The organism is Xanthocytophaga agilis, from assembly GCF_030068605.1.
GTDB lineage: Bacteria > Bacteroidota > Bacteroidia > Cytophagales > 172606-1 > Xanthocytophaga > Xanthocytophaga agilis.
In genome coordinates, this window is sequence record NZ_JASJOU010000002.1 from 728,970 (window position 1) to 744,043 (window position 15,074).

General features: G+C 38.5%; 12 protein-coding genes. 3 read left to right on the forward strand and 9 right to left on the reverse strand.

Annotated elements, in window-relative coordinates; translation table 11 throughout:
• Positions 1-142: 142 nt before the first annotated feature.
• The gene (locus QNI22_RS09930) at positions 143-2,818 is read left to right on the forward strand and encodes a T9SS type A sorting domain-containing protein (RefSeq protein WP_314510472.1); all 2,676 of its coding nucleotides are present in this window, start codon (positions 143-145) and stop codon (positions 2,816-2,818) included.
• Between the two features lie 64 nt (positions 2,819-2,882).
• On the opposite strand, the gene QNI22_RS09935 is transcribed toward QNI22_RS09930, so the two are convergent.
• A complete protein-coding gene (locus tag QNI22_RS09935) occupies positions 2,883-3,323 on the reverse strand; it encodes an NADAR family protein (protein WP_314510473.1) in 441 nt (146 codons plus the stop codon).
• 10 nt (positions 3,324-3,333) lie between these two features.
• A complete protein-coding gene (locus QNI22_RS09940) occupies positions 3,334-3,942 on the reverse strand; it encodes a hypothetical protein (RefSeq protein ID WP_314510474.1) in 609 nt (202 codons plus the stop codon).
• Between the two features lie 76 nt (positions 3,943-4,018).
• Here QNI22_RS09940 and QNI22_RS09945 point away from each other — a divergent pair, with 76 nt between their 5' ends.
• On the forward strand, positions 4,019-5,260 hold the full coding sequence (locus QNI22_RS09945; RefSeq protein ID WP_314510475.1) for a radical SAM/SPASM domain-containing protein: 1,242 nt from the start codon (positions 4,019-4,021) through the stop codon (positions 5,258-5,260).
• Here QNI22_RS09945 and QNI22_RS09950 read toward each other — a convergent pair.
• The 5 genes from QNI22_RS09950 to QNI22_RS09970 all read right to left on the reverse strand — a co-directional run bounded on the left by QNI22_RS09950 (position 5,257) and on the right by QNI22_RS09970 (position 10,974).
• The gene (locus QNI22_RS09950; RefSeq protein WP_314510476.1) at positions 5,257-5,604 is read right to left on the reverse strand and encodes an L-rhamnose mutarotase; all 348 of its coding nucleotides are present in this window, start codon (positions 5,602-5,604) and stop codon (positions 5,257-5,259) included. The two genes, QNI22_RS09945 and QNI22_RS09950, sit on opposite strands and share 4 nt — an antisense overlap.
• Before the next feature lie 496 nt (positions 5,605-6,100).
• Positions 6,101-8,806, reverse strand: a complete 2,706-nt coding sequence (locus QNI22_RS09955) for a D-alanine--D-alanine ligase family protein (protein ID WP_314510477.1) — start codon at positions 8,804-8,806, stop codon at positions 6,101-6,103.
• A gap of 59 nt (positions 8,807-8,865) precedes the next feature.
• Complete coding sequence (locus QNI22_RS09960; protein WP_314510478.1) at positions 8,866-9,372, reverse strand: DUF421 domain-containing protein; 507 nt, start codon at positions 9,370-9,372, stop codon at positions 8,866-8,868.
• 81 nt (positions 9,373-9,453) lie between these two features.
• Positions 9,454-9,708: a NifU family protein gene (locus QNI22_RS09965; RefSeq protein ID WP_313975591.1), complete on the reverse strand. Its 255-nt coding sequence runs from the start codon at positions 9,706-9,708 to the stop codon at positions 9,454-9,456.
• A gap of 159 nt (positions 9,709-9,867) precedes the next feature.
• A complete protein-coding gene (locus tag QNI22_RS09970; protein ID WP_314510479.1) occupies positions 9,868-10,974 on the reverse strand; it encodes an Mrp/NBP35 family ATP-binding protein in 1,107 nt (368 codons plus the stop codon).
• A gap of 356 nt (positions 10,975-11,330) precedes the next feature.
• On the opposite strand from QNI22_RS09970, the gene dnaG reads away from it, so the two are divergent.
• Complete coding sequence (dnaG, locus tag QNI22_RS09975) at positions 11,331-13,322, forward strand: DNA primase (protein WP_314510480.1); 1,992 nt, start codon at positions 11,331-11,333, stop codon at positions 13,320-13,322.
• 26 nt (positions 13,323-13,348) lie between these two features.
• Here dnaG and QNI22_RS09980 read toward each other — a convergent pair whose 3' ends face one another.
• Together QNI22_RS09980 and QNI22_RS09985 are read right to left on the reverse strand one after the other, a co-directional pair.
• Entirely contained in the window at positions 13,349-13,984 is a 636-nt protein-coding gene (locus QNI22_RS09980; protein ID WP_314510481.1) for a rhomboid family intramembrane serine protease, read from the reverse strand.
• Positions 13,985-14,075: 91 nt separating this feature from the next.
• A complete protein-coding gene (locus tag QNI22_RS09985; protein WP_314510482.1) occupies positions 14,076-15,032 on the reverse strand; it encodes a 2-hydroxyacid dehydrogenase in 957 nt (318 codons plus the stop codon).
• Between the last annotated feature and the right edge of the window lie 42 nt (positions 15,033-15,074).

Here is a 15,074-nt window from a genome sequence, read left to right on the forward strand (position 1 = left end):
CGTAGTCAAGTTATAAGAAAAGCTAAATAATACTCAAATAATATTCCAGCTTTTTCTTGAAACACTATAAATTCGCCCGAAGCAAAATGTTTACATACATTATTAAAAATCTATTAATTCCAGAAATATAACCCCTATCCCCATGCAAAAAAGACTACTATTTTTATTATTCTTTTTAAATCTCTTGTCGGTAGCAACTAAAGTTTTTTCGCAAACTTATGTACAAGACCCTACTTTTACTCCAATCAGAACAGAAGCAGGAAGTGGTTTTGCCAAGACATTTGCTGTTCAGTCAGATAAAAAGATTATTGTTATTGGAACATTTGATGAAGTAAATAGTAAAGTGACCAGGCAATTGGCTCGTCTCCTTCCAGATGGAAGTATTGACACAACATTTAAAGTTACACATCTTTCATTTGGAACATTCGAATCCATAGCAATACAAGCTGATGGAAAGATATTAGTTGTCGGCAGGTTCACCTTACCATTTGAAAACACATCAAGAGGCCTCGCTCGTTTTAACACGGATGGTACTTTAGATGACACTTTCAACAAAAAAGTTGGAGCAAATGGTCTTTATATCCAATATGTAACATTACAAGGAACTGACAAAATTCTTATAACAGGATCTTTTAACTCATTTAACGGAAAACCTTTTAGCAAGATTGCCAAGCTAAATATGGATGGCAGTGTTGATGATACCTTTACTCCTATTACATCTATATCCGGATCAATCAGCAAAGCAATGGTTCAAGCAGATAACAAAATACTAATTATAGGAGACTTTACATCGATTAACAATCTTCCCAAAAAATATATAGCTCGCTTAGATAAAGATGGTAGTCTGGACGAAAACTTTACCCCTGCAACACGCACAAACTTACTACCACGTTACATAGCTTTACAAAGCGACCAAAAAGTAATTGTGGTAGGGAATTTACAGTCAACATTTACAAGTGATCCTCAAAAACAAGCAATTGAGCGATTAAATATAGATGGCACTATTGATTATAGTTTTACAGTTAATGAATTAGGGCATTATGATTTTATGGAGGGTTTAACTATTCAACCAGATGGTAAGATTGTAGTGGGGGCCTTTTATGATTATTTTAAAAATCTCTATGATGAGGGACAACTAGTAAGAATCAATACAGATGGGACTATTGATAAAATTTTTAATACCTCTACAGGTGTAAAACCTTTCATAACACGTACAATTGCCTTTACAGATAATCAATTATTAGTTACAGGAGCTTATACCCAAATTACATCTTCTCTATTTCGGTTCAATATAAATGGATCAACAGATGATAACTTCAAATTTCAATCCACTCAATATCTGGCTATTAAAAAGATAGTTCCACTACCTAATGATCAATTTCTCATTGAAAGTAACTTTACTTCATGGAAATTAAATGGATTTACAGCTAAATCTTGTGCAAAAATCACCGCCAATGGAAGTATTGATTCCAGCTTCAACCCTCCGGCAGGAGAATTATCTGCATTTTCTCTGTCAGATGGTAAAATCATTGTTCTTCAGAATAGTCAGCAAGTACTAAGATTATTCAATGATGGTACCATTGATAGCACTTTTAAAGCTCAAAAATCAAATCTGACAATTACACATATAGTTCCGCAGAAAGATGGGAAGATATTAGTCTGTCAACGCAAAACAAACATGTATGGTTTTGCAACCAGTTCTATTATACGCTTACATACAGATGGAAGTATCGACAATACATTTACACTTGAAAACTTTTCAAAGTTTGTTAGAGATATACTTATACAAGAAGACGGAAAGATTATACTATGTGGTATAGATGAAAGAAAGAGTCCCCTTGTTACAGGTATATACCGTCTTGATAATTCAGGAATGATAGAAGATTCACTTGTCACTTCGGTAAGTACGGTTGACTACAATTATACATTAGCACTACAAGGAGATGGTAAAATTTTGGTAGGTGGCTCATTTCAGAAATTTGCAGGCTCTCCTTATGATCTTATTGTTCGTCTTACAACAGATTTAAGTATTGACAACACTTTCAAGGCTGGTAGTACACTGAAATTTAATGGCGATATCCACAAGATTCTTACCCAGAAAGATGATAAGATATTAGTATTTGGTGCATTCACAGGTATTGATGCAATAGCCCATCCAGGTTATGTAAAATTGCATAGTGATGGGAGCATAGATACAGAATTCAATCTGGATGTAGATAAAAGTGAACGAGCCAGTTATCTTTACTCAACATCTAACAATAAATTAGTAGTTGCATTTCAAGGAAAAATTATACGATATACTTTACCTCAGGAGCAAACGATAACATTTGCAGAAATTTCAGATAAAGAAACGTCTGCTTCCTCTTTTAGGCTAATAGCCACTGCCAGTTCAAAATTGCCAGTCACTTTTTCTGTTGTTTCGGGTCCAGCAACTATAAACAAAGATACGCTAACATTAACAGGAGAAGCAGGCATTGTCATAATAAAGGCATCTCAGGCTGGAAATAAGTATTACAAAGAAGCAATACCAGTAGAAAGAAGTTTTACCGTTCATAATGTACTAGCCTCTGAAGATCCACTCTCAAAGCAAATTATAGTATATCCCAATCCAGCCCATCATCAATTTTTCATTCAAATGCCAGTGGATTTGCCAGTAAGTAATGTAACGCTTTTGAATTATCAGGGAAAACAAATTAATGCTAACATTTTGTTTTCTACTACAGGCTATATGGTCGAAACAGCAGTACCAGCAGGATTGTATATCCTTAGAATCACCTCAAAAGGCAAAATGATAAATAAGAAAGTTATCATGCAATGATATACTCAATCCATTGCTCTCTGAGTTATTAAGAGAGCAATGGATTGAGTATTATTTTGAAGCTTCACCTTAACTCCTCCCGTAACTTCATCAATAGCTTCCCTAATTTATTTTTTCCACTACCATCACCTCCATCTCCCCAATAGGAATCATTTTCTGTATGTTCTATGATCCTAGCATCTTCTGTATTCAGTAAAAGTTCGGCAAGTTCAGTATGTTGCGTAAACTTTGCTTTGATAGCCTCATACATGATATTGTCTTTCACACTATCCCAATCACGTCGAAGCTTCACCTTCCGGCTTCTACCTAATTCAGCCGCTTTCATAGGGCTTATGGCTTTACGGATAGTTTCTTCATAGGGAGTATCCACAAACTTCTGCGCCTGAAAGTAATGTTCAGATGTAGGCCATAGCTTTCCTTTTAGCTTAATGGGATAAAGGGCAAAGTTGGAAAATTCTCCATAGGCTTCTCTAACACTATAAAAAAATATATCTTCCGTTTCCATTCGAAAATCATCAATTAGACAAACCTCTATTTTGTTCTACCAATTGTTTTGCAAGATCATAGTTCCAAGTACTTTCTTTAGCAGAAGGTACTCCACCTAAATAAAAATCATAAACAAGCTGGCAATCAAAAGCCCAAATCAGTTGCCATAAGCTTTCTACACCTCCAAAAGGTGCGCCCCATGGATCATAGTATAGTACACCTTTGGTAGTTTCCAACTGTTCCAGGGCAACCAATGTATACTCACATGCCAGAATAGATTCAATAACTGACTCAAGGCTCCAGTTTCCTGGAGGAATAAAGAATGTATTATAGCTGCGAATAGCTACAGATGTCAAATCTCTTAACCTCAAATATACTTTTCCTTCTTCACTCTGAAAATCAAAAGTATTCGTAAACCACTGTTTGGCAGATGGAGCCAAATAGTTATTCCAATCTACAAATGGAATAATTATTTCTCTATCCTTACTCTCATCTTCATCATCTTCCGGAAAATTAATTTTATCTGTCAGACTTTTGGTATATTGTAATTGCGCGAAGATTTGTTGCAGACTAGTAAATGATTCCTTATTCGGATAGGTAAATAGGATATAAAAATAGGGTGTATTTAACTGTTTCATTTTAGTATATTTATCCTTTATTCTTATTAAGAAATTACCAATAGAGTCTTAACAGACTTTGGCTCACTATTCAGCAATGTTTTTTTCTGCTCCCAAAGATAATCGCTTCAAACAAGTTTCTACACTGGTAGTGAAGGTTACTCATCGTTGCAACCTGGATTGTCAGTACTGTTATGAGTTTATCACTCAGAAGGGAGAAGATATGTCAGAGCAAACCTTCAGGCAACTAGCAGATCGGGTATTGGAGAATTCAGAGCAGAAGGTGATTACTTTTCTTTTTCATGGAGGGGAACCTACCCTGATAGCCAATAGCTGGTATGAGCAAGGGATCAACTATGTATTGAAAAAAGCAAAGCAAAAACAACAGGAGATTCGCTTCTCTATGCAAACCAATTTGATTCATCTGCCTGATGAAAAGATCCAGTTATTCAAAACCTATAACATTCAACCAGGTGTGAGTCTGGATGGGACAGCAGATGCACCAGATTCTATGCGAGGTAGAGAAAGCCGGGTATTTCAAAATTTCCTAAAGCTCAAGCAAGCAGGTATATCCTGTGGTATACTGACCACCATCAACCATTCCAATTACCAGCGGTTTGAACAAATATGCAAATTTCTGGTAGAACAGGCACAGGTTCATCACTTTAAAGCCAATGTAGTGACCAGTGTTGGTGCAGGATATAATCTGGCAGGCTTAAAAGCAGAACAGATTTTTGAAGCTCAGCGAGCCATTCTGGAATATATGATTGAAACGAAAGGTCAGAAACTTACTGAGCATAATCTTGTCACAGAGATTGAACGGTTCTTCACATCAGCAGAAGATCAACATACTCTGCCACCTACACTATGTCATGAAAAGCAATGTGGCGCAGGTAAATCTGTTTTGGGAGTTACTCCAAAAGGTGAGCTACTTCCCTGCGGCCGTTTTCAGTGGAATGATACAGACTATTTTCTGGGAGACATTCATACCAAGCGATCAGCCTCCACTTTCCAGCAGCTTGAAGAAAAAGTAGATTCGTTTCATACACTGGTTCCAGAAAGCTGGTATGATTGTGACCAATGTCCGGCTCAAAAAATATGTATGTATGGCTGTCAGGCATTTATTGTCCGGTCAAAAAACAAAGCCAATGTGGACTGCCTGCCTACAAAAATGCGATTCGCCTACTATGAGGCAAATCGCACAAGATTGTGGCCTGTATATAAAGCTATCACTGCACAAAAGCAAGGTATGTTGCCTTTTAGAATCAAATCGGGTAATGGACACAAGCAATATGTCTTGCATCCTGCAAATCAAACAGCCTATGTAATGGCAGATTAATATCTGTCGGGTGCATGATCACTGAGTTTAAATATCAGTTCGAGTTCAGCCCAGTGTTCATAATCTGTAATAGGCTCCTGATAGGTTTTCATTTTCTCTTCCCACTCTCTGTTTTTAGGATTCAGTTGAAGGTACCGTTCCATATCACGATTTGGGTCAAAGTTATCTTTAGTATCCATTACCATGAATAGCTGTCTGCCAATGATCCATATCCGAATATCTACCACCCCCACCGCACGAAACGATTTAACTACCTCTGGCCATATATCATCGTGATACATCATGTACTCGGCAATAAGACCCGGATTATTTTTAAGAAGGATTGTCTTGGCGTAGGATTTCATATCGGCTGGTGCTTTTTTAGATAAATAACGAACCGATAGCAAATGTAAATAACTTTTAGCTGAACACATCTAAATTGAAGACATAACCTGCTTAATTCACTATGAATTATAACCAACTCTCTACAATCGGTAACTTATGTATAAGATAAGATTTTATTGTTTCATAAAGTCACACTAAGTCACGAATACAGTACAGAAATATCAGAGATCCAGTATTACAGAGAATAATATCAGAGCTCTAGTCATCTACAGAAAATATCGAAACTCTGATATTTTTCCAAAGCAATCAGTATTTCGATATTTCCAGACTATGATCATTATTTTGGTTAAAATCGTTTCTAATAAGAACTTCTATTGTATGATTGTCACATCAACAATTATGAAAAGTTATGTGCAAGAATTACAAGAGTCTTCTTACTCTTGATGAATGACTAAAACAAAAGGCACCTTGTTATCCAAGATGCCTTTTGTTTTAGTCATTATCATGTTTGTAAATTTATTGTGTCACTGAACTACGCTGACGGCCATATTCCAGAATAGCATCAATGAACTGATACGGCTTATAGCCATTGATAGCAGTCTGGTGGAAGATACAGGTAGCAGGAGTCATGCCTGGCAGAGAGTTGACTTCAATAATGATAGTCTCAGCCCGGTTATCATCAAAGATACGTACAAATGCATCGATACGTGCATATCCTTCGACATGCAGAATCTCAGCTGTTTTCTGTAAAGTAGCCCGAACCTGTTGTGAAATATACTTTTGTGCTTCTTGATCTTTCGAAAAACGGGCAGGGGTGATATTCTGACCTTCACCAGCCAGAAATTTCTCTTCCAGACTCAGAATCTCTCCTGATGCCAGTGCCTCAGATGGTTCAAACACTTCATATTCCAACTCTCCTGCTTGATTCAATTTCGTAAGTAATCCGCCTGTAATTTCCAGAAAGTGTTTCGCCCCTTTTCTTGAAATAAGCTCTTCAACCAAGAACCAGCTTTTCTGAGGGAATTCTTCACTGGCTTTCAGTTCCAGAATCTGAGATGGACCTTGTAGAAATGCCAGTGTCGGACGAAACATCATTTGAGCAAATGCAATCAACTCTTCACGAGAATCAATCTTCTTTACTGCCGAACTACAACCATCATCTGCGGGCTTTGCAATAATCGGATAACTGAACTGAGACTCCAGACGTTTAACCACTCCCTCAGCATCTTTCTCCCAATCAGCTTGATATACTACATCATGATTGGCAACCGAAATGCCATGAGAGCGTAGAATCTTATTCGTTTCATATTTATTAATGGTTGTCTGAGAGCTTTCAACTCCCGAACCATTGTAAGGCAATCCTACTTTTTCCAGTTCACCCTGTACAGCGCCATCTTCACCCGGACGACCATGTAATGCAATAAAGACCTCATCCACTGCATCTGCCAGCTCATGGTAGCTGATCGAATACGGATACTCAATAGCTTTACCTACATATTTTTCAGTAATAGACTTTGCTTCCTGTCCAATCTGCTGAATAATAGGATGTTTCTTTCCACCTGACAAAATCTTCTCTTTAATATCATCCGCATTGTCTTTCAACATGATATTGATTGGCATTACGTACAATTCATGCTGCTGCTCTGTTCCTGTAAGAAAAACAGGAAGTGGATCATATTTTCCGGAGGAAGCCAGCTTTTCATAAATATTACGACCACTTTCCACAGAAATATGACGTTCAGAAGAGAAACCACCCATAATTACACCTACACGGGTTTTCTGTATTTCACTGCTATGTAAAGCAGAAATAGCATTATCCAAACTTTTCAGTTTACTTTTCAGGAAAGTGCTGTTTTTTCCGGCTTTGGTTCTTTCAACCAGTGAAGTACGGATAATGTATGTCAGAAACTGAGAAGGGTTCATACCAATCTCTGCAGCCTGGTGAAAGAAAAACGAGGAAGGCAACATACCGGATGTTGTATTCGGATCATTCAGGAATACTTCACCCAATGAATTGATAAACCCATCAATACGGGCATATACATTGAAATGTAATGCCTTAAACAACCGACAACATTCTTTACGGATAACTTCTAAATGGTTATCTGGCACATCAATCGGAGTTACTTTGCGGCTCATACCAGGCAGGTATTTACTCCGGTAATCAAATACATTCCCGCCTTTGATGATTTGTGTCGGTGGTAAGGCAATAGGTTGTCCGTCTTCACCTTGAATCACAATACAGGAAAATTCTTTTCCAGGCAGGAATCCTTCAATCAACACTTCTTCCTCCCCATTCAGGTTTGCCAGAATAGCTTTGCCTCCCTGTTGAGCTACCTTCTCCAGATAGATATATAACTCTTCCGGATGATAGATGATATCACTCAATGATGCTTGTCCATCTTCAGACAAAGGGAGACAAGGCAATCCTATACCTTCCCGGATATCTGTCAGTGATGTAATAAACCGAACTTTTTGCTCTTCTGTGTACTTCTGCCATTCTCCACCTGTTATCTCCTGAATAAAGAAACTGCGGTTGATTGCACCCACAATGTGCTGCATATCATTTTCAGTTACGACAGAGACACCAATGGAAGATCCTTGATTAGGAGCTTTCACGACAAAAGGTAGACCAATCTGATGAATTACTTTACTAATCAGATCACCTTTGTAATCTGTTGCAAACCATTGATCACGTGATATAGTGGTAGTTTTAGGCGTGGCAAATCCCGCGGCACGCATCAATTCCTTCTGTATAGTCTTACTTACGCCAATAGCAGAAGACAAAATACCTGACCCACTATACGGAATACCGTACCATTCAAGCAAACCCTGAATACTTCCATCTTCGCCGGCAGGTCCGTGTAGTGTCAGAAAGGCAAATTCAAACAGGTTCGCAAAATCTTTGGGCTCTACCTTTTTTCCAACCTGTGAGATAATTCTATCCTGTTCCTCTTCTGATAACTTCCCAAACGACTCCAGGTAGATCTGAAATCCATGTGCAGAGGCAGGTAATGCAGATACAGGAGGATAAAAATCGCGGATTGTACCTTTATAGATAAACTCCCAGTTTAACAGAATAAAGTTGCCGAGGCTATCAACAAAAATAGGAACAGGCTCAAACAAGCTTTTATTCAAATTGTCATATACAGTACGTCCACCAGCAAATGAGATCTCTCTTTCCCGAGATGGTCCGCCAAAAATGATACCTACTTTAAGCATTTATATAAGTAATTATTGATTACGAACAATATACAAATAACAAACCTTATCACACAGTCTTACGACATCTGGTTAAAGGTATTGTGTTTTCGTTTACGCCGGGACTGATATTTGAAATTATCAGACAAAATACTGATGTTGCCATCTACTTCCAGAACAGCCAGATTCACTTCTGCCAGGCTTGACACTCCATGCTCTCGGGCAGCAGCCTCTAATTCGTCTAAAGTCAGATGCGCTTTTTGTAAATTCTGCTTCTTAACCTGACCATTGTACACCAGCATAATTGACTCCCCTTCGACAAATTTACTTACAGACCGAAACCGGAATAAAACAAACTTTAAAACAAAATTAGCAATAAACAGCGTACCCGCAGCAACCAGCCCTCCACTTAATGAATTATTGCTTCCAACCATGGCATTTTGCACTGCATTGCTGATCAGAAGAATAAATACCAGATCGACAACAGATAATTGTGCCAGTTCTGTTTTCCCAAACAGACGAATTGCCAGAATGATAAATAGATAAACTGCCAGAGACTGCCATACAATAGGCAATAAGTCCGCCATATAATTACAGTAGGAAACAGAACAAACAAAAAAACGTGTCAGGTATCCCAACACGTCTTTCTATTTGTCGTCAAATGAGTATTAGTCAAGTAGTGTTACATTTATTGCTTCTACACCTGTAATTTCAGGTACAGCGCGTTTAATTGCTTCTTCTACTCCTGCTTTTAATGTCATCGCTGACATAGGACAGGACCCACAATTACCTAACATTTCCAGCCGCAATACTTTCTCGTCAGTAATTTCGATTATACGAACATTACCACCATCAGCTTCTAAATAAGGTCGGATCGAGTTTAAAGCCAGCTCTACCCGTGCGTCTAATGTATCTTGCATCATTGTTGTCTTGTAATATTAGCAAAGATATATAATATAATTATTTTGTGCAATGTATCCATTTATTAACACTTCTCTATTTTCCAAAGATATAGGACACTGAGTATCAATATATGATTCCTGCGACTTCATAAAAGGAATAATTTAGCACATTACTCAGGCTTACACTCTGATTTCCACAGGCTTTGTTTTATCTAACGTTGCATTGCGGATAGATACCTGCTGTGCAAGTGTTTCTGCCAGATCCCGAAATGCCTGTCCAGACACCTGGTCTGTCATAACAACTGGTTTGCCAGCATCTCCGGATTCCCGGATGCTCTGCACCAACGGAATTTGTCCCAGTAATGGAACATCATATTGTTCAGCCAGTTGTCGGCCTCCATCCTTGCCAAAGATATAATACTTATTATCAGGTAGCTCAGCAGGCGTAAAATAAGCCATATTCTCTACAACTCCTAATACAGGTACATTGATAGCAGGTTGTTTGAACATAGACAATCCTCTACGAGCATCAGCCAGAGCAACTTTCTGTGGAGTAGTTACAATAATAGCTCCCGTAACTGGTACTGTCTGTACTAGTGTCAGGTGTATATCACTGGTTCCGGGAGGAAGATCAATTAACAGATAGTCCAGTTCACCCCATTCTACATCAGTAATAAACTGCTTCAGGGCAGAACTTGCCATAGGTCCACGCCATACAACCGCTTCATCTGCTTTTCCAGTTAAAAAACCCATTGATAGCAGCTTTATACCATACTGATGAACAGGCATAATATAGTTTTTGCCATTTTTCTGAGTAACCTGCGGTTTCATATCTTCTGTATCAAACATAGTTGGTACAGAAGGGCCATAAATATCAGCATCAATTAGACCTACCTTGGCACCAAGCTTATACAAGGCAATAGCCAGATTAGAGGTAACTGTAGACTTACCTACACCTCCTTTACCAGATGCAATCGCAATAATGTTTTTTACCCCAGGTAATACAGGACCATTCAATCGTGTAGAAGTTACATCTGCAATCATTTTGATTTGAACATCAATATCCTCTCCTACTGCCTTTTTGATAGCATCTTCACAATCCTTCCGGATTTTTTCTTTTAGCGGACAGGCAGGTGTTGTCAATACTACTGTAAAACGAACCTGATTGATTCCAAATTCAACATCCTGAATCATGTTTAGAGACACCAGGTCGCGTTTCAAGTCAGGCTCCTGCACTGTACTCAATGCCTCTAGTATTATTTCTTTGGTAATGGTCATGCTTCCCATGGGAGAATCAACAAATAGTAATGATGTTTGGTTAATAGGAAATCTTAAAAGCTAGTATGCCTCAATTGAATGTCGGACATTGTCATGAAGGATAACAAAAATTATCCAGAAAAAATCCTCAACACGTGACAAAGTTAGGTGCAGGAAGAATGTTTTTGCAATAAATTGTAAGGAAACTTGCAATAAAATCGCAATTTGTAAGTAGAAGCAGTAATAGATTACCTCAGATTTGTCTTTGCCTTCTACTTTGTGACCCGATTCCAAAAATCAATTTTCAACGCAAAACACTGAAAAAATCAGTATCTTGCAACTTACAAAAGAGAATAATCCATTTATTTACTGAATTTCGGAGTTGTATGCGGATACCGAATGAACTTGTGCAGCAAATCCAGCAGGCAGCAGATGTGCTGGATGTAGTAGGAGATTATGTTTCGCTAAAAAAGAGAGGAAGCAACTGGATTGCCTGTTGCCCGTTTCATAATGAGAAAACCCCTTCATTTGCCGTATCTCCTGCAAAAGGTATCTATAAGTGTTTTGGTTGTGGCAAATCAGGTGATCCTGTCAAGTTTGTCATGGACATTGAGGGGGTAAGTTTTGCAGAAGCCCTACGACATCTTGCTCGAAAATATAACATCGAAATCCCTGAAGTTGAGTATACTCCTGAAGAAACCCAGCGACAAAATGAAATAGATAGCTTGTATATCGCATTAAATTTTGCCAAGGACTTTTTTAAACAGCAACTACAAACACCGGATGGGCAGGCTATTGGTCTGTCGTATTTCAAAGAACGTGATCTGCGAGATGGAACTATTGATGCATTTGATCTGGGTTATAGTTCATCTGCCTGGGATGCCTTTACAAAAGAAGCGTTAAGCAAACACTATAATCTGGATATCCTCCAAAAGGCAGGTCTGACTATTGTCAATGACAAAGGGAGACAATACGATAGATTCCGGGATCGGGTAATTTTCCCAATTCATAATTTGTCAGGTCGAGTAATCGCATTCGGTGCCCGGATCATGACCAATGATAAGAATCAGCCCAAATACCTGAACTCTCCCGAAACAGAAGTCTATCACAAAAGTCGCATCCTGTATGGCATCTATCAGGCCAAAAATGCCATTCGTCAGGTTGATAACTGCTATCTGGCTGAAGGATATATGGATGTTATTTCCCTGCACCAGGCAGGTATCCAAAATGTTGTGGCATCATCAGGGACATCCTTGACAAAAGAACAGATTCAGTTAATCAGCCGATTCACCAAAAATGTTACGATGCTGTATGATGGTGATGCAGCTGGTATCAAAGCCTCTATACGCGGAACTGATCTGGTACTGGAAGAAGGGCTGAATGTAAAGATTGTTATCTTCCCGGATAATGATGATCCGGATAGCTACGTCCGTAAAGTGGGATCTGTAGCGTTTCAGGAGTTTGTCAAAAATAACAGTCAGGACTTTATCACGTTTAAAGTCAAACTCTATTCCAAAGAAATTCAGAATGATCCATATCGGAAGTCAGAGGTTATTAAGGAGATGGTAGCCAGCAATGTTAAGATTCCAGATCCTATTCAACGTTCTGTATTTCGCCGACAAATTGCCCATTTGCTGGATGTAGACGAACAAACCCTGATCACAGAAGAAAACTTTCTGATCAAGAAGGAAAGAGTAGATTATCAGAAGCGTACAGAAAAACAGCAGACACCGCCCCCTGACTCTTATCCTCCTGAATCGTATCATTCATTTGAAGATCAGTTACCAGAAGGTGTTTCATTTGCACCAGAAGAAACCTATGCGGTTGAAACTGGAAGTAAAGTAACGGATCATAGTCGCTCATCTATGAGTTATCGGGAAGAAGGGGTGATTCGGTTGATACTTCATTATGGCGATCAGGTATTGGAAGGTACTGAAGATACTGTATGTGATTTTGTAATGAGAGAGCTAGAGGATATTGCGTTTCAAACGCCTCTTTATCAACAGGTACTGGATATATTTCGGTCTGAGTGGATGAATGGTCGAATTTTGAAAAGTGAAGATTTTCTACGACATCCAGATCCTCAGATACAGGATATGACGATTACAATGCTAACTGAAAAATATACTATCAGTGATAACTGGTTTAATAAATTTGATATTCGAGTAGCACACGAAAGTGATAACCTGCTGGAAGAAACCTATAACCAGGTATTGCGCCTGAAACAGGAAGTGGTACGGGATAAAATTGCAGAAAATTTCAAGGCCATTCAGGCTACCAAAGATATAAATCAACAACTGCAATTGCTTCGTGTTCAGAAACAATACAAAGAAATCGAAAGGCAGATTGCCAACATTTTAGGTAATGTAATACGTTAAGATTGTATTATATTACCTAAAAATCACTAAATACTTCCTCCTAAAATCTGACTCATAAATAAATTTACGACAGGAGGATAAACGATTACACTAAACACAATTCCAAACAAAGCCCCCCATAAGTGAGCATCATGGTTAATATGGTCGCCTCCTCTTTTTGACATATATACAGAATAAAGCATGTATAAAGCACCAAATAAAAATGCTGGTATTGGAATTGGAATAAACATGAATCCCAGCTTAGCTTGAGGGTTAAATAAAATAAATGCAAAAACTACAGCAGATACCCCTCCAGACGCGCCCAGCGAGTTATAATAGGAATAGTTCTTATATTTCAGATAGGTGGGTATATCCGAAACAATGATTCCAACTATATATAGTATTCCAAACAATGTAAGCCCCGCACCTGGATATAAAACAGAGAAGACTTTTTCTTCCATCTGTACACCAAATGAGAACAATGCTATCATATTAAACAACAGGTGCATACCATCCTGGTGGATAAATCCGGATGTTATAAAACGACTATATTCTTTTCGATGTGCTACCCTATACGGATTCATCATCCACTTTTCCATTATATCAGGACGCTGCCATGCATATAAAGAGGCCAGTACAGTAATTATAATAAAAACAAGAGTAAGCGAAAATGTAATATCCATAAATAGGGGACAATAAATAATAAGAACAAAGAGTATCAATATCCTTTGCTCTGCAAAATAGTATATTTTTTTGGGATACAACGGTTCAGGCTTATTCTTTCAGGTTTGAACTGACAGATAGTGGAAATGTACCCGAAATCTTATGCACCAGCACCTCATTGATCTTTACATAGGATTCATGCGTCCAGCCAGCAACATGGGGGGAAAACAATACTTTATCTGATTGTGCCAGGTAAGCAAAAGCAGACTGTTGTTCAGAAGTAAGTGTTTTCAACTTTTCGTTCTCCAATACATCCAGACAAGCCCCCAGTATTTTGCCTTTCTCAATAGCAGCCTGCAAAGCAACGAAAGGAGCTACTTCACCACGAGATGTATTGATGAAGAAAACAGAATGACGGAAGTTATCAAACATCACCTCATTAAACCACCGATTAGTTTCGGAAGTCAACGGTACATGCAAACTAACAACCTGCGCCTGATCACAGATTTCTTCCAGAGTACTCTCCTGTGCCCATTCATCTGAAAAATCTTTCAGATACTTATCATAAGCCAGCACATTACATCCAAAGGCTTTTACACGTTTGGCAAACTCATGTCCTGTATTCCCATATCCGATAATTCCGACTGTTTTTCCCTTTAGTTCTGTACCCCGATTCCCTTCCCTATCCCATACCAGACTCCGGACCTGTCTGTCAGCCCTGCTTAGGTGATTCATCAGCGAAAGTAACATACCCATTGCATGCTCAGCTACAGCATCCCGATTGCCTTCCGGAGCATTGAATAGTTGGATGTCTCGTTTTAAGACAGCGTCTACATCAATCTGATCAAGCCCTGCTCCTGCTCTAGCAATAAATTTTAGCTTTGTAGCCCGTTCGAGAAATGCTTCATCCAGTTGCATTTTACTACGGACTATGATTCCTTCATAATTGCTTATAGTCTCCAGTACTTCAGCACGACTGATATCTGGTTGATAATTTACAGCATATCCTTTTTCTCCCAACATTGGAAGCAGAGAGGCATGCATCTTATCTATAACAAGTATTTGCATGGTCATAAATTAGTGAGCTGCAAAAATAATAGGTTTTTAAAA